General features: G+C 61.0%; 20 protein-coding genes. 7 read left to right on the forward strand and 13 right to left on the reverse strand.

Annotated elements, in window-relative coordinates; genetic code table 11:
• Window positions 1-2: 2 nt before the first annotated feature.
• The 3 genes from ACI2KB_RS24445 to ACI2KB_RS24455 all read right to left on the reverse strand — a co-directional run bounded on the left by ACI2KB_RS24445 (window position 3) and on the right by ACI2KB_RS24455 (window position 3,796).
• Entirely contained in the window at window positions 3-1,367 is a 1,365-nt protein-coding gene (locus tag ACI2KB_RS24445) for a TIGR00366 family protein (protein WP_404638842.1), read from the reverse strand.
• A gap of 229 nt (window positions 1,368-1,596) precedes the next feature.
• Window positions 1,597-2,787: a CaiB/BaiF CoA transferase family protein gene (locus ACI2KB_RS24450; RefSeq protein WP_404638844.1), complete on the reverse strand. Its 1,191-nt coding sequence runs from the start codon at window positions 2,785-2,787 to the stop codon at window positions 1,597-1,599.
• 133 nt (window positions 2,788-2,920) lie between these two features.
• The gene (locus ACI2KB_RS24455) at window positions 2,921-3,796 is read right to left on the reverse strand and encodes a LysR family transcriptional regulator (protein WP_404638846.1); all 876 of its coding nucleotides are present in this window, start codon (window positions 3,794-3,796) and stop codon (window positions 2,921-2,923) included.
• Window positions 3,797-3,995: 199 nt separating this feature from the next.
• Here ACI2KB_RS24455 and ACI2KB_RS24460 point away from each other — a divergent pair, with 199 nt between their 5' ends.
• Both ACI2KB_RS24460 and ACI2KB_RS24465 read left to right on the forward strand, forming a co-directional pair.
• On the forward strand, window positions 3,996-4,859 hold the full coding sequence (locus tag ACI2KB_RS24460) for an HpcH/HpaI aldolase/citrate lyase family protein (RefSeq protein ID WP_404638848.1): 864 nt from the start codon (window positions 3,996-3,998) through the stop codon (window positions 4,857-4,859).
• Window positions 4,860-4,915: 56 nt separating this feature from the next.
• Entirely contained in the window at window positions 4,916-6,277 is a 1,362-nt protein-coding gene (locus ACI2KB_RS24465) for a 2-hydroxycarboxylate transporter family protein (protein ID WP_404638850.1), read from the forward strand.
• A gap of 233 nt (window positions 6,278-6,510) precedes the next feature.
• Here ACI2KB_RS24465 and ACI2KB_RS24470 read toward each other — a convergent pair whose 3' ends face one another.
• Window positions 6,511-7,737 carry a carbohydrate porin gene (locus tag ACI2KB_RS24470; RefSeq protein ID WP_404638910.1) on the reverse strand — a complete coding sequence of 409 codons (1,227 nt, stop codon included), beginning with the start codon at window positions 7,735-7,737 and terminating at the stop codon, window positions 6,511-6,513.
• Between the two features lie 307 nt (window positions 7,738-8,044).
• The gene (locus ACI2KB_RS24475) at window positions 8,045-8,971 is read right to left on the reverse strand and encodes a LysR family transcriptional regulator (RefSeq protein ID WP_404638852.1); all 927 of its coding nucleotides are present in this window, start codon (window positions 8,969-8,971) and stop codon (window positions 8,045-8,047) included.
• Between the two features lie 131 nt (window positions 8,972-9,102).
• Between ACI2KB_RS24475 and ACI2KB_RS24480 the strand changes: the two genes are divergently transcribed.
• Window positions 9,103-10,449, forward strand: a complete 1,347-nt coding sequence (locus tag ACI2KB_RS24480; RefSeq protein ID WP_404638854.1) for an MFS transporter — start codon at window positions 9,103-9,105, stop codon at window positions 10,447-10,449.
• A 51-nt stretch (window positions 10,450-10,500) separates the two neighbouring features.
• On the opposite strand, the gene ACI2KB_RS24485 is transcribed toward ACI2KB_RS24480, so the two are convergent.
• Window positions 10,501-11,565: an NAD(P)-dependent alcohol dehydrogenase gene (locus tag ACI2KB_RS24485; RefSeq protein ID WP_404638856.1), complete on the reverse strand. Its 1,065-nt coding sequence runs from the start codon at window positions 11,563-11,565 to the stop codon at window positions 10,501-10,503.
• Between the two features lie 308 nt (window positions 11,566-11,873).
• On the opposite strand from ACI2KB_RS24485, the gene ACI2KB_RS24490 reads away from it, so the two are divergent.
• The 4 genes from ACI2KB_RS24490 to ACI2KB_RS24505 all read left to right on the forward strand — a co-directional run bounded on the left by ACI2KB_RS24490 (window position 11,874) and on the right by ACI2KB_RS24505 (window position 17,361).
• Window positions 11,874-14,759 (forward strand): EAL domain-containing protein, encoded by a 2,886-nt coding sequence (locus ACI2KB_RS24490; protein WP_404638858.1) that lies wholly within the window; start codon window positions 11,874-11,876, stop codon window positions 14,757-14,759.
• 126 nt (window positions 14,760-14,885) lie between these two features.
• Window positions 14,886-15,245 (forward strand): winged helix-turn-helix transcriptional regulator, encoded by a 360-nt coding sequence (locus ACI2KB_RS24495; protein ID WP_404638860.1) that lies wholly within the window; start codon window positions 14,886-14,888, stop codon window positions 15,243-15,245.
• Between the two features lie 284 nt (window positions 15,246-15,529).
• Complete coding sequence (locus ACI2KB_RS24500) at window positions 15,530-16,558, forward strand: alpha/beta fold hydrolase (RefSeq protein WP_404638862.1); 1,029 nt, start codon at window positions 15,530-15,532, stop codon at window positions 16,556-16,558.
• Between the two features lie 188 nt (window positions 16,559-16,746).
• Window positions 16,747-17,361: a hypothetical protein gene (locus ACI2KB_RS24505; RefSeq protein ID WP_404638864.1), complete on the forward strand. Its 615-nt coding sequence runs from the start codon at window positions 16,747-16,749 to the stop codon at window positions 17,359-17,361.
• Window positions 17,362-17,423: 62 nt separating this feature from the next.
• On the opposite strand, the gene ACI2KB_RS24510 is transcribed toward ACI2KB_RS24505, so the two are convergent.
• From ACI2KB_RS24510 to ACI2KB_RS24540, 7 genes are all read right to left on the reverse strand, one after another.
• On the reverse strand, window positions 17,424-17,828 hold the full coding sequence (locus tag ACI2KB_RS24510) for a type II toxin-antitoxin system HicB family antitoxin (RefSeq protein ID WP_404638912.1): 405 nt from the start codon (window positions 17,826-17,828) through the stop codon (window positions 17,424-17,426).
• A gap of 169 nt (window positions 17,829-17,997) precedes the next feature.
• The gene (locus tag ACI2KB_RS24515) at window positions 17,998-18,945 is read right to left on the reverse strand and encodes a carbohydrate kinase (protein ID WP_404638866.1); all 948 of its coding nucleotides are present in this window, start codon (window positions 18,943-18,945) and stop codon (window positions 17,998-18,000) included.
• A 31-nt stretch (window positions 18,946-18,976) separates the two neighbouring features.
• Window positions 18,977-20,458, reverse strand: a complete 1,482-nt coding sequence (gene xylB / locus ACI2KB_RS24520) for a xylulokinase (RefSeq protein ID WP_404638914.1) — start codon at window positions 20,456-20,458, stop codon at window positions 18,977-18,979.
• Window positions 20,459-20,473: 15 nt separating this feature from the next.
• Complete coding sequence (locus ACI2KB_RS24525; protein WP_404638868.1) at window positions 20,474-21,991, reverse strand: mannitol dehydrogenase family protein; 1,518 nt, start codon at window positions 21,989-21,991, stop codon at window positions 20,474-20,476.
• Between the two features lie 33 nt (window positions 21,992-22,024).
• Window positions 22,025-23,128 carry an ABC transporter ATP-binding protein gene (locus tag ACI2KB_RS24530; RefSeq protein WP_404638870.1) on the reverse strand — a complete coding sequence of 368 codons (1,104 nt, stop codon included), beginning with the start codon at window positions 23,126-23,128 and terminating at the stop codon, window positions 22,025-22,027.
• Window positions 23,129-23,231: 103 nt separating this feature from the next.
• Window positions 23,232-24,065 (reverse strand): carbohydrate ABC transporter permease, encoded by an 834-nt coding sequence (locus ACI2KB_RS24535; RefSeq protein ID WP_404638872.1) that lies wholly within the window; start codon window positions 24,063-24,065, stop codon window positions 23,232-23,234.
• Window positions 24,066-24,075: 10 nt separating this feature from the next.
• Window positions 24,076-25,008: a carbohydrate ABC transporter permease gene (locus ACI2KB_RS24540; RefSeq protein ID WP_404638874.1), complete on the reverse strand. Its 933-nt coding sequence runs from the start codon at window positions 25,006-25,008 to the stop codon at window positions 24,076-24,078.
• Between the last annotated feature and the right edge of the window lie 56 nt (window positions 25,009-25,064).

A 25,064-nucleotide genomic window follows, 5' to 3' on the forward strand; every position in this document is an offset into this window, starting at 1 on the left:
ATTTACACCAACAGTAACAACGCCGCGCCATAGGCCACGGCAGCAACCAGAAAGGTCACGAAAGTGAAGCCCAGCACCCGCTGCACACCGACCCCAGCCATGGCCACGACCGGCGCGGCCCAGAACGGTTGCATCATGTTCGACACCTGCTCACCCATCGCCACGGCCATGGTGGTGGCGGACAGCGAGGCATGCAACTCCACCGCCGCCGGAATCGCAAACGGGCCTTGCACCGCCCAATGACCGCCGCCGCTGGGAATCAAAAAGGTCACCAGCAGCGAACACACATAACTCCAGAACGGCAGCGTGTGGGTGGTGGAAATGGCCACGAACACCTTGGCGATCACCCCCGGCAGACCGGTGGCTTCCATCATGCCCATGATTCCGCCGTAGAGCGGGTATTGCAGCATCATCGAGCCGCTTTGCCTGGCTGCCGCCTTGACCGCGTTGGCGTAGGCCAGCGGGTAGCCGTGCAGGATGATGCCCAGGGTGAACATGATCACGATCACGCCGTTGACCCCGGACAACTGCAACTGGCCGGTGAACGAGTACGCGAACACGGCAATGCCCAGCACGCCCATGATCACGCTGCCCAGCGGCGAATATTCGAGTAATTGCGCGAAGCTGCGTTTGCCTTGCGGGCGTTTGGCAGGCTCTGGGTCCGGGTGTTTGCTGATGTCCAGGCACACCGCGTCTTCGTCTTTCGGACGCAGGGCCGCGAGCACGAACGGCATGATCACCAGCAGGGCGATGGTCGGCACCATGTTGTAGGGCACGAACACCATGTCACCCAGGGTCAGCACCTGGCCGGTGAGTTTCTGCACCACGTTCATCGGGTTGCCCGGCGTGGTCTGTGCCAGCACGATGGAGCTGGACAGACCGCCTGCCCAGACCACCCAACCGGAGAAGCCTGCCGCGACGATCCAGGCGAAATCCACGCGCATGCGCTTGGCGATTTCCCGGGCGAGCAGGGCGCTGAGCACCAGGCCGAAGCCCCAGTTGAAAAACGAGGTGATTGCCACGCACAAAAAGATCATCGCCCCCGCTTGGGCTGGCGTGCGAGCCAGGGCCACCAGACGGGTGAAGAAACGTTGCACGATCGGGGCATGGGCCAAGGCGTGGCCGAGCACCAGCACCAGGGTGATTTGCAGGGCGAAGGTGAAGATGTTGCAGAAACCTTTGTACCAGCCGCCCAATATTGCATCGAATGAGGCATTCGGCGCGACGAGCCAGGAGGCCGCCGCGACGATGGCGGTGATGAAAATCGCCAGCACGAACGGATCGGGAATGGTGCGCTCGAACAGGCTGATGGTGCTGTCCGTGAAGCGCGTGCGCAGGGTGCGCGGTGCGGTGAGGGCGGTGCTCATGGGCGAAGCCCTCCGTGCGGACGGAGTAGGGGTGTGGTGCTGGTCATGGAGTGATCCCTTTTATTGTGTTTGTGGGAAACGGGCCTGATAACGATCTATCGGCTGAAAGCGGTGTTCGTTGTGGGAGCGAATTCATTCGCGAGGTGGCGTGACACCCGACAGATGTGCTTCGGATGCAGCGGCCAATCGCGAATGAATTCGCTCCCACAGGGGTGGTGCGCTGGTTCGGTCAGTGCAGCGCGCCGTTGGCCCTGAGTTGCGCAATCTGTTCGTCGCTAAACCCGTAGTCGGCCATGATTCGATCCGAATCGGCGCCGAATACCGGTGCGGCGAACGGTTCCGATCCGGGGGTGCGGCTGAAGGTGACGGCCCGGGTGAACCCTTGATAGCGGCCCACCACCGGGTGCTCGAATTCGGTGATCATCGATTCGGCCTCGCACTGTGGATGGTCAAACATGTCTTCCACCTTACGCGCAGCCGCGCAAGGCACGGCTTCGCCAAAAATCGCTTCCCACTCCAACGCGCTGTGCTGCGCCAAGGCTTCATGCAGTTGCGGCACGATGATCGCGTGGTGAATCGCCCGTTTGCGCACGCTGTCGAAGCGTTCATCGCGGGCCAGATGGCTCAGGCCGGTCAGTTCGCACAGGGCATTCCAGAAGTGCGGGGTATTCGCCGAAATGTACAAATGGCCTTCGCGGGTCGGGTGAATGCCGGTGATACCACCGGAACGCATGTCGCGGTCCAGTGAGCGCGGCTCGCTGTCGGCCCAGATCAGTCGCGCCGATTGCATGGCCAGCGCGCTGCGCAACAGCGACACGCCGACTTCCTGGCCCAACCCCGTACGTTCACGCTCGTAGAGCGCCGACGACACACCGCCCGCCACCAACGAGGCGGCGTAGTAGTCGACTACCGAACCGTAGAGAATCTCGGGCGGACCGTCGGGCTTGCTTTGCGAAGCACACATGCCGGTCATGGTTTGCAACACCTGGTCGTAGCCGGCTTTGGCCTTCAGCGGGCCGTTTTCGCCGTAGCCGGTGACGGCGCAGTAAATCAGCCGTGGGTTGAGCGCTTTCAACTGCTCATAATCGATGCCCAGACGGGTCGGCACGCCGGGTCGGAAGTTGTGCACCAGCACGTCAGCCTCGCGGACCAGTGTCAGCAATGCGTCCAGTCCGCCCGCTGATTTGAGGTCCAGCACCACGCCGGATTTGCTGCGATTGACGCCCAGAAACGCGCGGCTTTCAGCGGCCAGCGTGGAGGGGTATTTGCGCAGGTTGTCGCCGGTCGGCGGCTCGATCTTGATCACCGTGGCGCCTTGATCGGCCAGCAACGAGCAGCCGTAAGGGCCGGCGATGTAGGCGCTGAGGTCAAGGACGGTGATCCCGGCAAGCGGGCCGGTGGGCTGGCGGGAATGGGGCATGGGTGTTTCTCCGATCTTGTTATCGCGGATCGGGCCAAGGCAGGCGCCGATGCAGCACATGGCGCCATTCTGGTCAGCGGGATCGAGAAATAAAATGCGTTTTGAGTGGTTTCAGAATCCAGAAAAAATGGATTTAGTGGTGGCTGAGCTGTTCGAACAGCACCTTACAGAACACCTCGATCAGACGCTCTTTGGCCGAGTTGCGCTTCCACAACAGACCGATCGGCCGATAAAGCCCGGCGCCCGGCAGCGGGATCTGCGCCAGCTCATGCAATTGCGCATGCATGGGCCGCCACTGCGGGACCAGCGACACCCCAAGGTTGCCTTTGACCATCGCCGCGATGGCGTCCAGCGCATCCATTTCGAAGCGTTCCTGGGGCTGAATGCCCGCCTGCAACAGATACCGATCCGCCAACACGCCGCCCCATGAACGACGGTGATAGCGAATGAACGGCTGGCTGCGCAGCACTTCATGAGGGTGCTGATCGGCCAAGCGGGGCGGGGCCAGGACCACGAATGGCTCGTCGCGCACCGGGCGCCAGATGAACTCCTTGGGCAGTTCGAATTGCGGGGCGACCATCATCGCGATATCGGTCTCGCCGGACAGCACTTTGCGGTACAGGTCGGTGGAAAACGCCGGTTCGACGTGGGGGCGCAGGTGCTCGTAATTGGCGATGAGGGTGGCCAGCACGTCGGGCACCAGATAGGCGAGGGCTGTGGTGATACAGCCGATGCGCAGCTCGCCGGCCACCGCGTCCAGCGCGGCGATGGCGCGCAGGTCCTTGGCGCGCACCAGCAATTCGCTGGCAGGTCCCAACAAGGCTGATCCGGCGGCGGTCAGTTGCATGTTGCGCCCGGTACGGCTGAGCAGCGGCTGACCGATTTCGTGTTCCAGCGCCTTGATCCGTTGCGCGACAGCGGTGGGTGTGAGGTTGAGCTTGCGCGCCGCTGCGGCAGTGGAGCCCAGTTCAGCGACCTGCAGGAAGCTGTCGAGGTAGCGAGTGTCCATAGTCTAAAAATTCTGGATTCTAAACGTAGAAATACGCACTTTAGTTAGCTTTTGCGCTTTTGCAATATGGGGCCGGTTGCAAGACCGCCGGGTTCACCTATCCGGCTTCCAAGAACAATGCCGGATATGGGCTCGATCCTGTCATCCGGCGCGGCGCGGCCTGCCTTGAGGGTGAGCGTCGTCATCGAGTGAACCGCCCATGCGCAGCAAACTGTTCGTTCCCGGATCCCGCCCTGAACTCTTCGAAAAAGCCCTGGCATCCCGCGCCGATGGCATCAGCTTTGACCTGGAAGACGCTGTGGCTGAAAGCGCCAAGGCTGATGCGAGGGGCGTGTTGGCAAACTTCCTCCAGCACGTTCCTGCTACCGATAAAACCATCGTGGTACGCGTCAATGGCCAGGATTCGCCTCATTATCAGGCCGACCTCGACGCCCTGATCGGCACCCGACTGGACATCATCAACCTGCCGAAAGTAGAGAGTGCTGCGCAGATTCTGCAACTGGTGGCAGATCTTGAGCGTTTGGAGCAACAGCAGCCGTCTGCCGCGAACATCCGCGTTCTTGCCAACATCGAATCGCCCCGTGGCCTGCGTCTGGCGGCTGAGATCGCCTGTGCTCACCCACGTGTCATGGGTTTGCAACTGGGTTTCGCCGATCTGTTGGAGCCGTTGGGCATTAACCGTCGCGACGCCAGTGTGATTCGCCAGATTCAACTGAGCGTCCGGCTGGCCGCCGGAGAAGCCGGTATCGCGGCCTATGACGCTGCCTTCGCTGCGATCAAGGACCCGGAGGCCTACGGCGACGAAGCCCGTTACGCCCGCAGCCTGGGCTTTAGCGGTAAATCCTGCATCCACCCGACCCAGATCGACATGGCCAATGAGGCCTTCATGCCGTCGGCTGATGAGATCGACCGCGCCCAGCGTTTTGTGGCTGCGGCCGATGAGGCCGAGGCCGCAGGTGTTGGCGCGTATCAGGTCGATGGCCAGATGGTCGACGCGCCGTTCGTGGTGCGTGCGCGAGCCGTGCTGGAACAGGCGCGTCAGGCGGGTTTGCTGACCTCATGACCTGTATCTGATTCATCCGCTTCAAACCCGATCTACAACAATAAGACGAGGTTCACATGCACAACGCCGATTCGCTGGCCAAGCCCTCGGTGGCTACGCCAGACGCGGACCGCGGCGCGCTGTTCGGGCGCCTGATGGACATCCGCATCAGCTTCATCCCCTTGCCGGTCTACCTGGTGCTGTTGGCGCTGGTGGCCGGGCTGTCGCTCACCAAGGAACTCAAGGCCGATTTGCCGACCATGGTCGCGATCATCGGCTTGGGCGGGGCCACCTGTGGCGAGATCGGCAAGCGTCTGCCGTTCTTTGGCAAGATAGGCGGCGCGGCCATCGTTTCGGCGTTTCTGCCTTCCTATCTGGTCAGCGTCGGCTGGGTGCCGCAGGACATCATTGCCCCGGTGACCACCTTCACCAAGTCGAGCAATTTCATCTACCTGTTCGTCTCCTCGGTGGTGGTCGGCAGCATCTTCACCATGGACCGCAACCTGATCATCAAAGGCTTCGCCAAAATCTTTGTGCCCTTGTTGGTGGGTTCGGTGCTGGCGCTGTTCGCCGGTGTGGCGGTGGGCATGCTCTGTGGGCTGGAGCTGCGTCAGGTGTTGTTTTTCGTCATCGTGCCGGTGATGGGCGGAGGTCTGGGGGAGGGCGCGATTCCGCTGTCGGTGGGCTATGGCGAAATTCTGGGCATGGACTCGGGGAAAATCCTGGCGCAACTGTTGCCGATCATTTTGCTCGGCAACCTCTGCGCGATCCTGGCCTGTGGCGCGTTGGACCTGTTAGGCAAACGCTATCCGCAACTGACCGGTAATGGCCGTTTGCAGAGGCTGGAAGTGCCGCAGGATGGCGACAAGGTCGGTGTTGAGAAAGAAACCAGATTCGATGGGCAGACCGTCAATCAAGTGATTGCGGCAGGGATGTGCGCGATCACTCTGTACCTGGCCGGAGTGCTGTTGCACGCGCTGTTCGGGTTGCCGGGGCCGGTGTGCATGCTGTTTCTGGCGGTGTTGCTGAAGCTGTTCAATGCCGTGCCCGAACGTCTGGAAGCCGGGGCGCAGGTATTGTTCAAGTTCTTCACCACGTGCGTGACCTATCCGCTGCTGTTCGCCAACTCCATCGCGGTGACCCACTGGAGCGAGCTGACAGCGGCTTTCCACGTCGGCAACGTGCTGACCATCGTCACCACCGTGTTGACGCTGGTGCTGACCGGGTTGGTGATTGCGCGCAAGATGGGCATGTACCCGATTGAAACCGCCATTGTGAACGGCTGCCACAGCGGGTTGGGCGGCACCGGGGACATCGCGATCCTGACGGCGGCCAACCGCATGCAACTGCTGCCGTTCGCGCAGATTTCCACGCGGATTGGCGGAGCGATCACGGTGATGGGGGCGTTGTTGATTCTGGCGAATCTGCCGCCGGTTTAGAGAGGGCTCGAGAGGTGGATAATGCCCCGTAAGAGCCGCCTTGGTGGCGAATGCGGTCTGTCAGTCAGCTCATACTTAGCTGACCCACTGCTTTCCCCAGCAAGCCGGCTCCCACGGTTTCAGCGTTGAATACACGATTTGGATTCGACGCAATCACTGTGGGAGCGGCCTTGGTGGCAAATGGTGTTGACCAGCCAACATAGAATTTCCGACACGGTCATTACACGCCGCGTTTACAACGTTGCTTTAACCTGCAGTCCGACGATCAACGTATTGTCGATGTCTTCCCCATAAAACGCCCCCGGTTCGATGATGTACTGCACCGACGGGCGAATCGTCAGCCAGGGCGCCACTTGCGCGCCGTAGGTCATCTCCACCAAACCTTCGCCGCTGGCCAGATCCGGGAAGTCATCCCCTCGGGCCTGTGCGGCATTCTCTTGAACATCGCGGCTGCGTGAGTTGAACACTGCGCGGCCATAACCGATGGCAATCGTGTCATTCGGGCGAGACACGAACGGCTTCTTCAGCGCGAAACCGGCCGAGTACCAGCGACGGAACGGGGCCGCCGCAGCACTGGCGTTGGAGAACTGGCCGAACATGTGCACGTTGCGCCCGCTGACGTCTGCGGAATTCCAGATCGCCTGATCCATCAGGAAATACGAGCCTTCGCGGCCCGACACTTCCTTATTGGTGCCGATGCGCGGCGCGTCCGAGGTGTCGTAGTAATAGCCGACGCGGTACTCGCCGGGCATGTCGCCGAGCACGTTGTAGATGGCTTCGATGGGCAGGATATTGCCCGTGCTGTCTTTCGGTGTGACGTGCCAGGCGCGGCTGGAGTCGCCGTTGCTCGCGGCGTCGACCTTGAAGGCAGCCACCTGCAAGGCGAAGTTCGGGTTGAAGCGGTACTTGGCCACGCCGCCCAAATGTGCGTTCGGGTAGTTGCTCCAGCCGCTGCCGCCGGACATTGCCAGCGGGTGGCCGCAGAAACCGGCGTTCATGAAGTTGCACAGAATGCCGGTGCTCAAACCGCCCAGGTCGTTGCCCATGGCCATGTAGCCGAGTTTGACATTCAACGCCGGCGTGAACAGGGTATTTTCGTAGCTCAGCTCGGTGAGGCGCGTGTACAGGCCGCCGTAGTTCTCCTGCACCGGCAGGCGGTTGCCCACCAGATCGCCCGAGCCGTCGTTGCCGCGTCGATCGTTGATGGTCAATTGCACCTTGCCGCCGCTTTCCAGGTCCAGCAGCTTGCCCAGATCGAACTGTGCGCCGAGCTTGATGTTCTGCGAGTAGCGCGTGCCGCGCTGCTTGCCACCGTGGGCGTTGTAGACGGTCTCGCCGCTGTAGTCGCCAGTGATCTTCACGCCTTGCGCGGCCAGTCGGCTACGGCTGCCATTCCAGTCGCCGGTCATGGTCGACTGGTCGAGCCAGTCGTCAGCCAGCGTCGGTGTGGAGGCGGCCATTGCCAGTACGGAACCGACGACCAGTGCAGTGGAAAGACCACGGCGCGCGCGGGAGTCTGCGGGGTGTTGCGAAGGATTGCTCATCAATGAACCTGAAATGCGAAAGACCGTTCTCTCAAGGCGAGGTCGGCAGAAGAGGGGCACGCGCGGGGGCGCTCACAAGCGGGGCGCATGAAAACATATTTATGTACTGACCGGTTAATTCATTTTGACGATGGCGACTATCGTCGTAGGCCATAGCGGGCTAAGACGATAGTCGCGATTTCTGTAGCAGTCCGGCTTGCCGGCGGTGGCGGATTCGAAATCGCTACCGCCGGCAAGCCGGACTGCTACAGAGGTCTACGCCAGAATCTGGAACCGGCGCGGTTTGTACCAGCCCCTTGAACGCAGGCAACGCCGGGTTGTCGTTGTCCTGGCGCGACACCATGTACAGCTCGGCATGCAGTTCGGCATCGCGCAGCGGGCGGAACGCCAGGTTGTCGCCGTGCAGTTGCATGGCCGAGGCGGGCACGATCGCCACACCCAGCCCCGCCCTGACCATGCTGACCACGGTGTGGGTCTGGCCGAGGTGATACACGTAGCGTGGCGTCACCCCGGTCATGGCGAACAGCCCGGCGATGCAATCGTAGAAATAACGACCCTCATCGGCGGCGTACATCACGAACGGCTGCTGGTCCAGATCGCGCACGGCGACGGAGTCCTGCCCAGCCAGCGGGTGGCGGTGGGGCAGGGCCACGAGTAACGGCTCGCGGCTGATCAACTGTGCGTCCAGCGTGTCACGGTCATTGACCTGGCGCACGAAGCCAACGTCGATGCGGTGGGCGGCCAAGGCGTCGAGTTGCGCGCCAGAGACCATCTCCTTGAGGGTGAATTGCAGACCCGGCAGACCTTCAGCGGCCTGTGCCAGCAAGCGCGGGATCATTTGATACGCACTGACCGCCGTGAAGCCCAGCGTCAGACTGCCTGCCTCACCCCGCGCCAGCCGCCGTGCGCCCTCGGCTGCCTGATCCGAAAACGCAAGAATGTGCCGCGCATCCCTTAGAAACCCCTGACCGGCTGCCGTCAATTTCACCGAGCGGTTGTTGCGCTCCAGTAATTGAATGCCCAGCGCGCGTTCGAGCAACTGCACCTGACGGCTCAGCGGCGGTTGGGTCATGTACATCCGTGCGGCGGCGCGGCCGAAATGCAGTTCTTCGGCGACGGCCACGAAACAGCGCACCTGGTGCAATTCCACGATTCAAAATCCGCATCAATCCATACAGTCTCTATGTTAGACCTGAATCGACCTCGGCTCCTATGATCATGACGTAAGTTGTACGACAACAAAAACAAAAGGCCCGCCACGCAGCGGCCAGGAGACACACCATGCTCAGCAAATCCCTTCCTGCGGATTACGCCGACGCGCAAGCGAAGGTTGGCCGTCACCGTTTCCTCATTCTCTCGATGATTTTCATCGTCACCGTGATCAACTACGCCGACCGCGCGACCATGTCGATTGCGGGCACGGGGGTGGTCAAGGACCTGGGGCTGGACCCGATCATGCTTGGCATGATCTTTTCGGCGTTCGCCTGGGCCTATGCGCTGGGGCAGATTCCCGGCGGCTGGCTGCTCGACCGCTTTGGCGCTCGGCGCGTTTACGGGTGCAGTCTGGTGCTGTGGTCGGTGTTCACCATGGCTCAGGGCACGGTGGGCTGGTTCGGCCTGATGGGTGCTTCGGCGGCGATGAGCCTGTTCGCCATGCGCTTCATGCTCGGCCTGGTGGAGTCCCCGGCCTTTCCGGCCAACAACCGCATCGTCTCCTGCTGGTTCCCCACCAGCGAGCGCGGCACGGCATCGGCCTTGTTCAACTCGGCGCAGTACATGGCGGTGGTGCTGTTCACCCCGTTGATGGCCTGGTTGACGCACGCCCTGGGCTGGGAACACGTCTTTCTGTGGATGGGCGCGCTGGGGCTGGTGCTGAGCGTGTTCTGGTTCGCCCTTTATCGCGAGCCCCACAGCGACAAACGCCTGAGCGCCAAGGAGCTGGACTACATGCGCGAAGGCGGTGCGCTGGTAGACTTGGAACTCAACCGCAAAGAAAAAAAGAACAAGGCCACATGGGCCGAGATCAAGCAACTGTTCACCAGCCGCACCCTGTGGGCGATCTACATGGGGCAATACTGCATCACCGCGTTGACCTACTTCTTCATCACCTGGTTCCCGATCTACCTGATCAAAGGCCGCGGCATGACCATCATGGAAGCGGGTTGGGTCGCGGCGCTGCCAGCCATCTGTGGATTTTCCGGCGGGGTGTTGGGCGGCATGCTCTCCGATCTGCTGATCCGTCGCGGCGTGCACCCGTCCATTGCCCGCAAGACGCCGTTTTTGATCGGCATGATCATGTCGACGATTCTGGTGCTGGCCAACTTCGTCGACGCCAACTGGATCGTCATCAGCCTCATGGCCATCGCCTTCTTCGGCAAAGGGCTGGCTGCCGTGGGGTGGGCGGTGCTGTCTGACACGGCGCCGAAAAACATGGTCGGCCTGAGTGGCGGCGTGTTCAACGGCATCGGCAACATTGCCGGGATCGTCACGCCGGTAGTGATTGGCTACATCGTCGCGGCCACCGGCTCGTTCAATATTGCCCTGTGGTTCGTTGCGGCCCATGGGCTGCTGGGTGTGTTTGCATACGGTGTACTGGCGGGGCGTTTCGAACGACTGCAAGTGCGCTGATGCGGATCCGGCGCGAAGGAGCGACCCCTTCGCGCCGGAGACTGGAACGCCTCAGGCTGCCGAGGCTTCCTCTTTGAGCGTGGCCATGTCAATGACGAAGCGGTACTTCACGTCACCCTTGACCATGCGCTCGTAGGCTTCGTTGATGTCCTTCATGTGGATCATTTCGATGTCCGAAACGATGCCGTGTTTGGCGCAGAAATCCAGCATCTCCTGAGTTTCCTTGATCCCGCCGATCAGTGAACCGGCCAGGCTGCGACGCTTGAAGATCAGGTTGAACACCGAAGGCGACGGGTGCGGATGATCCGGCGCGCCCACCAGGGTCATGGTGCCGTCGCGTTTGAGCAGGTTGAGGAAGGCGTCCAGATCGTGGGGCGCGGCCACGGTGTTGAGGATGAAGTCCAGCGAGTTGGCCTGTTTGGCCATTTCATCGGCACTCTTCGACACCACGACCTCATCGGCACCCAGCCGCTTGCCGTCTTCGCGTTTGTTCGGCGAGGTGGTGAACAGCACCACATGCGCGCCCATGGCGTGGGCGATTTTCACCGCCATGTGGCCCAGACCACCGAGGCCGACCACGCCGACTTTCTTGCCGGGGCCGACGTTCCAGTGATGCAGTGGCGAGTAGGTGGTGATGCCGGCGCACAGCAGCGGAGCCACGGCAGCCAGGTTGTCGCTGTGGGAGATTTTCAGGACGAACTTCTCTTTCACCACGATCTTGTCGGAATACCCGCCGTAGGTGTTTTCACCGCCGAAGACCGGGCCGTTGTAGGTCCCGGTGAAGCCGTTTTCGCAGTACTGCTCGTCACCTTCGGCGCAGGACGCGCAGTGCTGGCAACTGTCGACCATGCACCCCACACCCGCCAGATCGCCCACCTTGAAGTGCGTCACGTTGGCGCCAACCGCCGTGACCTTGCCCACGATCTCGTGACCCGGCACCGAGGGGTACAGGGTGTTGTTCCATTCATTGCGGGCGGTGTGCAGGTCAGAGTGGCAGACCCCGCAATACAGGATGTCGATCTGGACATCGTCGGCGCCCGGATCGCGGCGCTCGATCTGGAACGGTGCCAGCCGGTCCGTGGGTTTTTGTGCGGCGTAGCTGTAAGTCTTGATCATGTTGCGATCCTCTGCGTTGAGCTAAAAGGTTTCAGTCACAGCATTCAGAGACAGGCGGATGGTGTGAAAGGTCAGTGCAGGTCGACCGACATCGGTGTGAACGGAGCGATGTCGGACAATCTGACCGGCGTGCGCCGAAATGCTTTCATTTCGAGGGCGACCTGCCGATAACGAGACAGATGTCACGTGAAATGTCGTGAAATCTCGATTTTCGGTCGTTTACAGGCAGTAAAAACGAATATGGCGCTTGCAACCATCTGTCAGACCCCATGAAGATAGCCCAGTCCCACGCTGGTATTGGAGCGCCCATGAATTCCCACGTGTCGAACCCCTCCCAGCGCTCGCCATTTGCCGACGGACAGGCACTATTGACCGGTGATACAGGATTGGAAAACGCCTCATCGATGACCGACGAACATTCCCTTGATGCGTTATTGAAAGCGGCCAGCGCGGCAGCCCCACAACTGAGCTGGGCCGCCTACCGTGCCAATCGACATCTGCATTTGCTGGGGCAGGGCGATGCCTCCACCGAATGGCCGACGCTGATTCCCCGTGAAGGGTTCGACGCCTTTTGTCGCGACCATGACTTGCACCGCTGGGTCACCGGGCACGGCGAGGCGCCGTTGGGCTGGCTGCTGACGCCGGAGCGGGAGTCCGGCAACCCGTTTCTGCTGAGCCTGGCGAACCGCCTGGGCCTGCGCTTGCAGACCGTTGCCTTGGCCCGAGCGCAAGCGACGCAACGCGTGTTGTATGAAATCAGCTCACTGGCCAGTTCGACCCGGGACCGTTCGGCGTTTCTGCAAGGGGTGCACCAACAACTGGCGACGCTGATCGACGCGGAAAACTTTTATCTGGCGCTGTACGAAAGCCACAGCGGCAAGATCACCTATCCGTATTACATCGACATTACCGACGTGGACGCACTGGAGGCCGAAACACAGGAGTTTCTCGACCCGGAACGCCTTTCGATGACCGGTTACGTCTTGACCACTGAGCAGCCGCTGTTCGTGGACGCGGCGGGCATCGAACGCGCCCGGGCCTCGGAGCGTTTCCATTGCGTGGGCCATCGGCCGGAGTTCTGGATGGGCGCGCCGCTGAAAAATGCCACGGACGAAGTGTTCGGCATGCTGGCGATGCAGGTTTATGACGTATCGCGGGTCTACAGCGTCGAGGATCAGGAGTTGTTTCTGGTGGTGGCGCGTCACGTGGCCATGGCGCTGGACCGCATTCTGCACCGCGCGCACTTGGAAGAAACCGTGGTGCGCCGCACCCTGGAGCTGTCCCGGCTCAATGACGCCCTGAGAAACGAAGTGGCGGACCGTGAGCGGGCCGAGCATTTGCAGACGGCGCTGTTCCAGATCACCGAACTGTCGAGCCAGCAGGGTGACATGGCCGACTTGTTCAAGCGCCTGCACGGGATCGTCGGCGAGTTGCTGTTTGCCCTGAATTTCTACATTGCGCTGTTCGACGACACCACGGGCGAGGTGACCTTTCCGTACTACGTCGACGAACGCCTGACCCGCCGTCCCGACCCGCGTCGTGGCGAGCGCGGCTTCACCGAGTACGTGATCCGTCAGCGCCGCCCCTGTCTGATCGACAGCGCCGAAGCGCGGCGTCTGGAAGGCAATGGCGAAATCACCTTGCAAAACGACGTCAACCGGTCCTGTTCGTGGTTGGGCATCCCCTTGTTCGACGGCGACACCGTGCGCGGTGTGCTGGCGGTGCAGAGTTACTCACCGCATGTCAGCTATTCGCTGCGCGATCAGGACCTGCTGACCTTTGTGTCCCGCCACATTGACACCGCCCTGTCGCGGCGCAGTGCCGCCGAGGCCATTCATGCCGCCAACCTGCAACTGGAAGCCCGGGTACAGGACCGCACGCGCGAGCTGGATTACGCCAATGCCAAACTGCAACACGAAAACGCCCACGACTCCCTGACCGGCTTGCCCAATCGCAGCCACCTGCAACACCGTCTGCAACTTGCCTGGCAAGAATTCTGCGACAAGGGGCGTGAGTTGGTGGTGATGTTCATCGACCTCGATCGCTTCAAGATGGTCAACGACAGCCTGGGGCATCACTCCGGAGATTTATTGCTGATTCAAGCGGCCGACCGCCTGCGCAGTTGCATGCGCGACAGCGACCTGCTGGCGCGGCTCGGCGGTGACGAGTTCGCGGTGCTGGCCTACGCCGCGCCGCCGGACGTGACCGTGGCCATCGCCGAGCGCATTTTGCTGGCCTTCGATGCGCCTTTTTATATTGACGGCCACGCGGTGTTTTCGTCATGCAGCATCGGCGTCGTGGCCGCGGACCTGCAGTTTCACACCGAACCCGCCGACCTGCTGCGCGATGCCGACACCGCGATGTATCGGGTCAAGAATGCCGGGCGTGACAGCTACGCGGTGTTCAACCAGGAAGTGCGGCGTGAGGTGTCCGATCAGATGGAGCAGGAGGGCGCGTTGCGTAACGCGCTCAAGCGCACCGACGAATTGCTGCCGTATTTCCAGCCGATCATTGACGTGGCAACGGGCAAGATTCTCGCGCTGGAAGCCCTGATTCGCTGGCGCCAGCCCGATGGCCGGATCATCGCGCCGGGGCAATTTCTGCCCGCACTGGAAGGCTTGCGCCTGATCGGCAGGCTGGATTTCTACATGCTGCAACAGGTGGTGGCGATGCTCGCCCAGCCCAGCCATGCCCACTGGCCGACCGTGCACGTGAACTGTTCGAGTTACAGCATCAGCCGACCGGAATTCGCCAGCGAGGTTCTGGGGCTGCTTGCCCAGCATGATGTGGCGCCGTCGCGTATCTGCCTGGAGCTGACCGAAGGCGCATTGGTGGCTGAGCCGGAACTGGCGCGTCAGGCCATGAAGCACTTGGCGGAGAATGGCGTTTCCACCGTGCTTGACGATTTTGGTGCCGGGTTCTCGTCCCTCAGTTACGTGCACCAGTACCATTTCAGTGGGTTGAAAATCGACAAGTCTTTCACCCTTGAACTGACCACCAGCTCCCGCAGCCGCGCCATCGTCCGGGCCATCGTGCGCATGGCCGAATCGCTGGGTTTGAGCGTGGTTGCCGAAGGGGTGGAAGACGCCGACACCCTGCAATTGCTCAGGGAAATGGGCGCCGGGCAGGCGCAGGGGTACTACTTCTCGATGCCGGTGCCGCAACAGAAGCTGGATTTGAGTGCGTTGGTTTGAGCGGTCCCGTACTGCGGATCTTGTTCTTTGCACAAAGAGCAGGATCAAAGGCGAACGGGAGGTGAAGACAGAGACGGCGCGGATTTTCAGATTGACTCGCTACAGCCCCTTGCTAGACTCGCGCTCATGTCAAAGACCAAGTCCGAATCCCCAGAACCCTTTCCCACCTACGCCTTTTGCCCGGTGATCACCGCGCTGGAAGTGATCGGAGAACGCTGGGTGATCCTCATCCTGCGAGACCTGCTGCGCAATCCAACGCGCCGTTTTCAAGACCTGCAGGACTCGCTCAAGGGCTGCGCGCCAAGCACGCTGTCCACGCGACTCAAGGCACTGGAGGCCAACGGCCTGATTGAACGTCGTCTCTACGAACAACATCCGCCGCGGCTTGAATACCTGCTGACCGCCAAGGGCCGTGAAGTCGGTCCGGTGGTGGCCTCGTTGCGTGACTGGGGGTTGCTGCTGCAAGCGCAGAATCCGCCAGAGTAGGCCGCTGCCACGCCTGTTGCGGCGCAGATCACCCTGTGGGAGCGAATTCATTCGCGATGCGCCGGTGCATCAGATGAAGATGTATCGGATGTGTCGCCCTCTCGCGAATGAATTCGCTCCCACAAGTCCTGCGGCGACATCGTCTCCACTCTGCATTTCATCCCCTCGTCCAACGCCGCCAGACCAACCGGCTACGCTCATTCCTGCGCGCGACGGCATGGTGTCAGACGTACATGGTTTTCCTCGGCCGCAACACTGAAGTCTGATCGTCTGGGGGAAGACACATGAATCTGTGCCGATGGGCGCGCCAGGCGCTGTGTGCGTGGCTGGCAATAACGGGCGTGTGCCTGGCGAATGCCGCTGAACAACAGTTGGCGAGTATTGGCTCGCTGAGCATGGTAGGGGGCAAGATCAAGCAATGTTCATTGGGCTATCGGACCTACGGCACGTTGGCGGCGGACCAGAGCAACGTGGTGCTGGTGCCGACGTGGTTGACCGGCCGCACCGCTGATCAGATCGACCTCATCGGACCGGGCAAGTTGATCGACACGGACCGCTGGTACGTCATTGCACTGGACGCGGTGGGGAATGGCGTGTCCTGTTCGCCCTCCAACAGCAAAACCCACCCTGGGTTGAAATTCCCCGAGTTTGGCATCCGTGACATGGTCAAGGCCCAGCATCGCTTGTTGGCACTGACCCTGGGCATTGACCACGCCCACGCGATCATCGGCTTTTCCATGGGCGCCATGCAGGCGCTGCAATGGGGCGTGATGTACCCCGATTACGTCAGCCATCTCGTGACCATCGTGGGCACGCCGCAACCCTCGATGCGGGATCTACAGGTCTGGAAAGCCGAACTGGCCGCTATCGAGAGCAATCCTGGCTGGAACAGCGGCAACTACCCACCGGGCACAGCGTTCAAGAAACTCACCGCGTTGCACACTGAATCCCTCTGGACGCCCGAACACCGCGCCGCCAAGGCCGTTGCGGGCAAGCGTGCGACCGAAGACCGTCTGCACGCCACCCAGACCAGCCAGCGTTTCAGCGCGGTGGACTGGTATCGGCAATTGCAGGCCATGACCACCTTCGATCTGGTCCGTGATGGCGACATGGCAGCACTGGCGAAGAAGATCAAGGCGCCCCTGTTGGTGATCGTGTCCGAGCAGGATCGGCTGGTGGACCCGGCGCCTGCCAAGGCATTGGCCGCCGCCAAAGGTGCGAAATTGCTGGTACTGGACAACGACTGCGGGCACATGGCGCCAGTCTGTGAAATGGGCAGGGTCGATGAGGCAGTCAAGGCCTTCTTGAAATGAGGTGAGGCGTCAAGAAGCGGCCAGTGACTGCCGCATGCGGCAAGCTTCTGTCGAGTTTGCCGCCTCATACGCCAACGTCGCTCAGCCACGAAGCCTTGTAGGACGTGGCCTACAGTTAATGTAACCTCATGTGGCACTGCTTTTGCTGCGCAAGCCGATGCATCGATGACCTGATAAGGAGGTGAAAGATGATTATTGGTAACAGTGCCATCCAGCACTTCGTGTCCAAAGCGGTTGCTCACACGCAATACGACACGACAGACAAGGATGCGTACACCACCGCCGCGATGGCGGGCTCGACGGCGCCGGTCGCGGCTATCGCGAACAGCAACAACGGTTCGACCCAAAGCAGCACCGACCAGAGCTACGACGAGTCCTTCGCCAAAATGATGGTGAACCTCAAAGCTGCTCTGGCCAACACCACGGCTTCGGTGACGGACGATGACAAGGCGGCTGCCGCTGCGGCGTTCTCATCCAGCACCGACAAGCAGGTCGCGGCGTCGGACAGTGTGACCAAAACCGTCGATAAAGAAATCGCTGCGGTAGACAGCAGCGACTCAAGCTCGTCGGCCACCACGTCTGCCCAGGCTGATTTTCTGGCGTACATGAACCAGACCGATGCCGAGAAGGTGCGTCAGCAACTGACCGGCGTTTCGAAGGAAGAGTACGACAACATGACGCCGGAGCAGCAGGCGGCAGTGGACAAGAAAGTCGCCGAGTTGCAAAAGCAAAAGACTGACCAGCAAATTGCCGAGCAAGAGGTCAAGACCAAGATCGCCATGGCGAAGGCGGAACTGGCCTGAGGTGATGTGGGCGGTACATGAGAAGGGGCAGCGGTGTCGACCGGCTGCCCCTTTTTTGACGTTCATGGACGGGCCAGTTTTTCCAACGCCGCATCGGCCAAAAATGATGACCGGCTTTTGATGTTGTGATCACGAACGTAGTGGTCAATGCGTTGGATAACGAAACCGGGCAGGGTGACATTGACCTTTTCGGTCTTGCCCAGATAAGGCGTGATATCGATTTCCAACATGCCCCAGCCCATTGCGGCGTAGTCCGGATGATCGTGATGGTTTTTGACGCAGGTCGGCATTGGCAAGGGGTGCCCGCTGGTCACTTGCTCCTCAAGCATGATGTGGGCGATTTCGATGGCCGCGTTATAGGCTTCCTCAAAGGTATCGCCTGCAGTCACTGCACCGGGAATGTCCGGAATATGAATGCCGGTAGCAGTGGTTTCGTTGCTCCACTCGATAGCAATGGGATATTGCATAGTGTGCTCCTGCGAAAGAGTCAGCGCGGTTCGGACGGCGTTAGCCATGCGCGCCTCCTTCTCTACTCTTCACCATCAGTATCCCTTTGATGTGCAAGAGGGCTGATGGTGGAGAGAGGGTGATGTTAGATCAAGAAGAGAAGATGTATCTAGAGGTATGAATGACGAATCAAACCACCTGATCCCTATACGGCAAATCCGGCCCCACCCGCGTGCAGGTGACTGCCGCTGCGGCCACGGCAAAATTCAGCATTTCGGTCAGCGTCTCGCGGCTCAGGGTTGGCAGGCTGTCTGGCGTATCGAGCTGGCGTTCGGTGAGAAAGGTGATCAGCGCGGCCTGGAAGGTGTCGCCTGCGCCCACGGTGTCGGCGGTTTTGACTTCGCGGGCCGGGACGGACCAGTGGCCCAGTTCGCGGGTGAAGACGGTGGCGCCCTGGCGGCCACGGGTCATGATCACCAGTTGGCAGTTGTTTTGTAGCCAGCCTTGCGCCACGGTTTCAGGTTCGGCGTCGGGGTAGAGCAGGTGGAGGTCTTCATCGCTGACTTTGATGATGTGCGCATGCTCGGCGAATTTGGCCACCTGTTTGCGCCAAAGGTCGATACTCGGTGCCGGGTTCAGCCGAACGTTGGGGTCGAAGGTGATCAGGCGCTGGCCACTTTCTCGCTGCACCAGTGCCATCAGGGTGTCGGCCACCGGTTGCACCACCAGCGAGAACGAGCCGACGTGCAGGCCGCGCACCTTGGCGTCGAGTGTCGGCAGGTGCTTGCTCAGCAGCAGGCGGTCGGCGCAGCCTTCGCCACGAAAGCTGTACTCCGGCGAGCCGTCAGCGCCTACCGCGACCATTGAAAGGGTGGTCGGTGCATCGAAGTGAATCAGGAAGTCATCCCGTACGCCTTCTTCGTCAAGGACCGTTTCCAGGCGTTTGCCCAAGTAGTCGTTGGAGATACCGGCAAAGAAACCGGCGTCTACGCCCAGCCGACGCAAGCCGATGGCGACGTTGAAAGGCGACCCGCCCGCGATGGCTTGATAACCGATTTTGTTGCTCTTGGAGTTGGCTCCGTTGTCGTCCGATTGACTGAAAAAGTCGAACAGTGCTTCGCCACAGACCAGGTACATAGGTGCTCCGTTAAGGGCTGACGGCGATCCGTCAGATGCCCTGCAATTGATTGCGGTAGTGCTGATAAACCTGTTGATACGCGGCCACATGCTCGGCGATGGGTCGCGTTTCGCTTCCCGAATCGAGGCTGACACATCGCTCACTCAACGTCTGCAACGATTCGTTGCCACCTGTGGCATGGGCATGACACCAGGCCGCTTGAATCGCCGCGCCCAAGGCAGCCGCTTCGGTACCGGTGGTGCAGATGACCGGGGTGTCCATGATGTCAGCGACGATCTGCCGCCAGACCGCGCTCTTCGCACCGCCGCCGATCAAACGAATGTTGGCGCTCTTGATCCCGCTGTCGCGCAGCAGGTCCAGCCCGTATCGCAAGCCGAACGTGGTGCCTTCGACCACGGCCCGGCAAAGATTAGCCTGAGTCAGGTTGGTGCTGTCCAGCCCCAGAATACTGCCGGTGGCGTGGGGCAGGGCGGGCACCCGCTCACCGTTGAGGAATGGCAGCATCAGCACCCCTTGCGCGCCGATGGGCGACGAAGCGATGGCGGCGTTGAAGGCGCCGATGTCCAGCGCGAACAGCTCGCGAATGGCACTGGTGGCGTTGGTCAGGTTCATGGTGCAGATCAGCGGCAGCCAGCCGCCCGAGGACGAGCAGAAGGTGGCGACCGAGGGCTGAGCGCTGACGTTACCCGCGTCCGCATAGGCGTACACCGTGCCGGACGAGCCCAGGCTCATGGTGATCGAGCCAGGCACGATGTTGCCAGTACCAATGGCGCCCATCATGTTGTCACCGCCACCGCTGGAGACGAGGGCGTCGGGATTGAGGCCCAGACGATCGGCAATCGCAGGCAGGATTTTGCCTACGGGCGCATGGGCTTCCAGCAGTTCTGGCAGGGCCTTGACCAGCCGACCGCTCGGATCGATGTGGTTGAGAATGTCCAGATCCCACTGGCGAGTGCGTACGTTGAAATAGCCGGTGCCCGACGCGTCGCCGAATTCGCTGCAGCAACGCCCGGTCAGCCAGTAGTTGAGGTAGTCGTGGGGCAGCAGGATTTTGTCGATGCGGGCGAACAGCTCGGGAAACTGCTCTTTGCTCCAGAGCAGTTTGGAGACGGTATAGCCCGGCGCGATGGCGATGCCCAAACGTTCCAGCGAGCCTTTTTCGCCGCCCAGATAGTCCAGCAGGCGATCATTCTCGGGCGCTGACTCGGTGTCGCACCAGAGTTTGGCCGGGCGCAACACCTGACCATGTTCGTCGATCATCACCAGCCCGTGCTGCTGCCCGGACACGCCGATGCCCTGAATCTCCGCACCGGAAATGCCCGCTTGCTTCAACGCTGCTGCGGTGGCCTGCTCGAACGCTGTCAGCCACTCCTGCACATCCTGTTCGCGACGCCCGTTGGCGCCGCTGATCATGTGATGGGCACCTGAGCCTTCGCCCAGAACCTTGCCGCTGACGGCATCCAGAACAATCGCCTTGGTGCCTTGGGTGCCGCAATCGATGCCGAGAAACATGCTCACCTCTTCACCTCAGACGGCTTTCGCCAACAGGTTTTCCAGGGTCTTGCTGACGCCCAACTGCTTCAGGCTGTTCAGGTTGTGCTCGAATGAGGCGACGAATTCAGCGGATTTCGGGATCGCCGCGCCGAAGATTTCTTCGACCTCCAGCAAACGTTGGGTCACCAGCACGTCGTCAGCGACCAGCGCCTTGCAGAAGTCGGCGCGGGGATCGACCACCCTGTACTCGACGCCGTTCTCGCCTTTGAAGTCGCCATTCTTGTTGCCTTGCAGGTACAGCGCCCAGGCCGCAACCACCAGCGAGGCGCGGTCCATGTTGCCCTTGTCGACGATCAGCCGGTTGATGGTCGGCACGGTGAATTTCGGGAATTTCGACGAACCGTCCGAGCACACGCGCTCCAGTTGGTCGGCGATGGCCTGATTGGAGAAACGGTCGATCAGGGTCTGTTTGTAATCCGTCAGATCGATGCCCGGTACTGGTGACAGCTGTGGCGTGACATCCAGATCCATGTAAGTGCGCATGTACTTCACGAACAACGGGTCGTTCATGGTTTCGTGAACGAAACGATAGCCCTTCAGCGCGCCCAGGTAGGTCAATGCCAGGTGGCTGCCGTTGAGCAGCTTGATCTTCATCTCTTCGTAGGGCGTGACGTCGTCGGTGAATTGCACACCAACCTTTTCCCAGGCGGGACGGCCGTTGACGAATTTGTCTTCCAGCACCCACTGCACGAACGGCTCGCAGACCACCGGCCAGGCGTCGTCGATGCCTTTCTCGTCGTGCAGTTGCAGACGATGGGCAGCGCTGGTCATGGGCGTGATGCGGTCGACCATGGCGTTGGGGAAGCTGACGTTAGCGGCGATCCAGTCATGCAGCTCGGCATCGCGCAGTTTGGCGAAGGCCAGCAGTGCCTTGCGGGTGACCGCGCCGTTGTGCGGCAGGTTATCGCAGGACATCAGCGTGAACGCCGGAATGCCTTGTGCACGGCGCTTGGCCAGCGCGGCACACAGGTAGCCGAACACGGTTTTCGGCGTGGCCGGGTGGGAGAGGTCGTGCTGGATCTGTGGCAGGTGGCTCATGAACTCGCCGGTGCTGTCGTCGATGCAGTAGCCGCCTTCGGTGATGGTCAGCGAAACGATGCGGATGTCCGGGCTGGCCAGCTTGTCGATCAGGGCCAGGTCGTTGTCGGTGGACATCAGCATCTGGCTCATGGCGCCGATCACACGGGTTTCGGTGTCCGGCGTGTCGCCCAGTTCGAACAGCGTGTAGAGGAAGTCCTGCCCCTTCAAGGCCTCAAAATTGGCGCGGTCTTCTTCACGCAGGCTGACCCCACAGAAGGCCCAGTCCAGGCCTTCGCCGGTCTGTTCCTTGGCGCCGAGGTTCATCAAGGCATCGGTGTAAAACGCCTGATGAGCACGATGGAAACCGCCGACGCCGATGTGGGCGATGCCCTGGCGGCGGTTTTCGAGGGCGTAGGCGGGCAATTCAATGCCGTCACCCAAATTCGACAGGTTCTGTTTGTTCAGTTTCATGACTGCATTCCCGATTCTGTGAGCGCGGCGGACTCAGGCCGCGGCTTGCATGGCTTTGCGAATGACCTGGCCTTGGGCGTCGAACAGGTGGCAATGGGCGCTGTCCAGGTGCAGGTTCAGGGTTTCGCCGTACTGGCTGGCCAGATCGCCGCGAATCCGCATGGTCAGGGCCTCGCCGGATTGCGTGCGCACGTGGCAATAGGTGTCGCTGCCCAGTCGCTCGCTGACATCGGCCACCACTTGCAACTGGCAGTCGCCGGGCTTGGCGATCTCCAGATGTTCAGGGCGAATACCCAACGTCACGGCGTCGCCAACGCTTTGCTGGGCATTGGTGAAGGGCAGGTTGATCTGGGTCCCGGCGTCCAGCGTGACTTCGCAGCCAGTGGCCTCGACGCGGCTGACTTTCCCCTTGAGGAAGCCCATTTTCGGTGTGCCGAGAAAGCCCGCGACGAACAGGTTGGCCGGGTGGTGGTACAGCTCCAGCGGCGAGCCGACCTGTTCCACGCGACCGCCGTTGAGCACCACCACCTTGTCGGCCAGGGTCATGGCCTCGACCTGATCGTGGGTGACGTAGATCATCGTCGCTTCCAGCTCTTTGTGCAGGCGCGACAGCTCAAGGCGCGTCTGCACCCGCAGCGCGGCGTCGAGGTTGGACAGTGGCTCGTCGAACAGGAAGATTTTCGGGTTGCGCACGATGGCGCGGCCGATGGCCACACGCTGACGCTGGCCGCCCGAGAGTTGCTTGGGTTTGCGCTCCAGCAAGGGGCCGAGTTCCAGAATGCGTGCAGCTTCGGCGACTTTCTTCTCGACTTCGGCTTTCGGTGTACCGGCCAGGTCCAGGGCGAAGGAGAGGTTCTTGCTCACCGTCATGTGCGGGTAGAGGGCGTAGGTCTGAAAGACCATCGCGAGGTCGCGCTTTGCCGGAGTGACTTCGGTGATTTCCCGGCCATCGAGAGCGATGCTGCCGCTGGTGACGTCTTCAAGGCCCGCGATCAGGCGCAGCAGGGTGGACTTGCCGCAGCCGGACGGACCCACGAAGACCACGAACTCCCGGTCTTTGACGTCCAGGTCGATGCCTTTGATGATCTGGTGGCCGTCGAAGCCTTTTTGCAGATTTCTGATTGTCAGGTTAGCCATGTGGGGCTCCAGTTTTGTTCTTCATGAATCGCTGTGAAGGATCAGGGTGCGAAGCTACGGTTCTGTGGGAACCGGCTCCCACGAAGTGAGATCGTGGCGTGATTCATTTCACCGCACCAAACGACAACCCACGGACCAGCTGTTTCTGACTGATCCAGCCAAAGATCAGGATCGGCGCACAGGCCAGCGTCGACACTGCCGACAATTTGGCCCAGAACAGCCCTTCAGGGCTGGAATACGAGGCGATCAACGCCGTCAGGGGCGCAGCGCTGGAGGACGTGAGGTTCAGCGACCAGAACGCCTCGTTCCAGCACAGGATCAGCGACAGCAGCGCCGTTGAGGCCAGGCCGCCTTTGCAGATCGGGATCAGCACCTTGAAGATTTCCTGCCCGGTGCTTGCGCCGTCCAGCCGCGAGGCTTCGAGGATTTCCCCGGGGATGTCCTTGAAGTAGGTGTAAATCATCCAGACTACGATCGGCAGGTTGATCAGGGTGTAGATCACGATCAGTGCGATGCGCGAGTCGAGCAAGCCGAACGTCTTGGCCAGCAGGTAGATCGGCATCAGCACGCCCACTGGCGGCAGCATCTTGGTCGAGAGCATCCACAGCAGGGTCTGTTTGGTGCGCTTGGTTTCGAAGAAGGCCATGGAATAGGCCGCCGGAACCGCGATCAACAGGCACAGAATCGTCGCGCTGAACGAAATCAACACCGAGTTCCAGGCGAAGTGGAAGTAGTCACTGCGCTCCTGGATGTGCAGATAGTTTTCCAGCGTCGGCGTGAAGAACAGCTGCGGCGGCGTGGCGAAGGCGTCCAGTTCAGTCTTGAAGCTGGTCAGCACCATCCAGAAGATCGGGAAGAAGATCAGCGCCGCGACCAGCCATGACAGGCTGCCGAGCAGCAGGCTTTGCAGGCGACGGGATTGTTTGAGCGTCATCATGTCCGTGCCCTCAGGATTTTTCGGTGAGGTTTTTGCCGATCATCCGCACCAGGATGATGGCGGCGATATTGGCAATGACCACCGCGATCAGGCCGCCCGCCGAGGCCATGCCCACGTCGAACTGCAACAGCGCCTGGTTGTAGATCAGGTAGGCCAGGTTGGTGGAGGCGAAACCCGGACCGCCGTTGGTGGTGGTGAAGATTTCCGCGAACACCGAGAGCAGGAAGATGGTCTCGATCATCACCACCACCGCGATAGGCCGCGCCAGATGGGGCAGGGTCAAGTGCCAGAAGATGGCGATGGGACCGGCGCCATCCAGACGTGCGGCTTCTTTCTGCTCCTGATCCAGCGACTGCATGGCGGTCATCAGGATCAGGATGGCGAACGGCAGCCACTGCCACGACACAATGATGATGATCGAGAGCATCGGGTAGTTGGCCAGCCAGTCCACGGGCTGGGCGCCGAACAACTTCCAGACCCAGGCGAGAATGCCCGAGACCGGATGGAAAATCAGGTTCTTCCAGATCAGCGCACTGACCGTGGGCATGATGAAGAACGGCGAAATCAACAGCACGCGCACAATGCCGCGCCCGAAAAACTCGGTGGCTTCCAGCAGTGCGGAAATCAGTACACCCAGGATCACGCTGATGGCCAACACGCTACCGACCAGCAACAGGGTGTTCATCGCACCGGGAAAGAAGCCTGAATCCGTGACAAAGAATTCAAAGTTATCCAGGCCAACGAATTCGTTTTCACCCGGATTGAGCAGGTTATAGCGAATCAGCGAGAAATAGATGGTCATGCCCAGCGGGACGATCATCCAGACCAGCAGCAGGGCCACCGAGGGGCTGACCAGAAACCAGCCGGGTTTGGTGACGCTGGCTTTTTTCGGGTCTTTTTCGGCGACCTGAGCCGCGCGAGGGGGAATGGTTGAGGTGTTCATGATGACTCCGAACCGGGGCAAAAGCGTGAGCAAGGCAGCGACCCGATCAGGCCGGT

The organism is Pseudomonas sp. NPDC088444 (assembly GCF_044900175.1).
Classification (GTDB): domain Bacteria; phylum Pseudomonadota; class Gammaproteobacteria; order Pseudomonadales; family Pseudomonadaceae; genus Aquipseudomonas.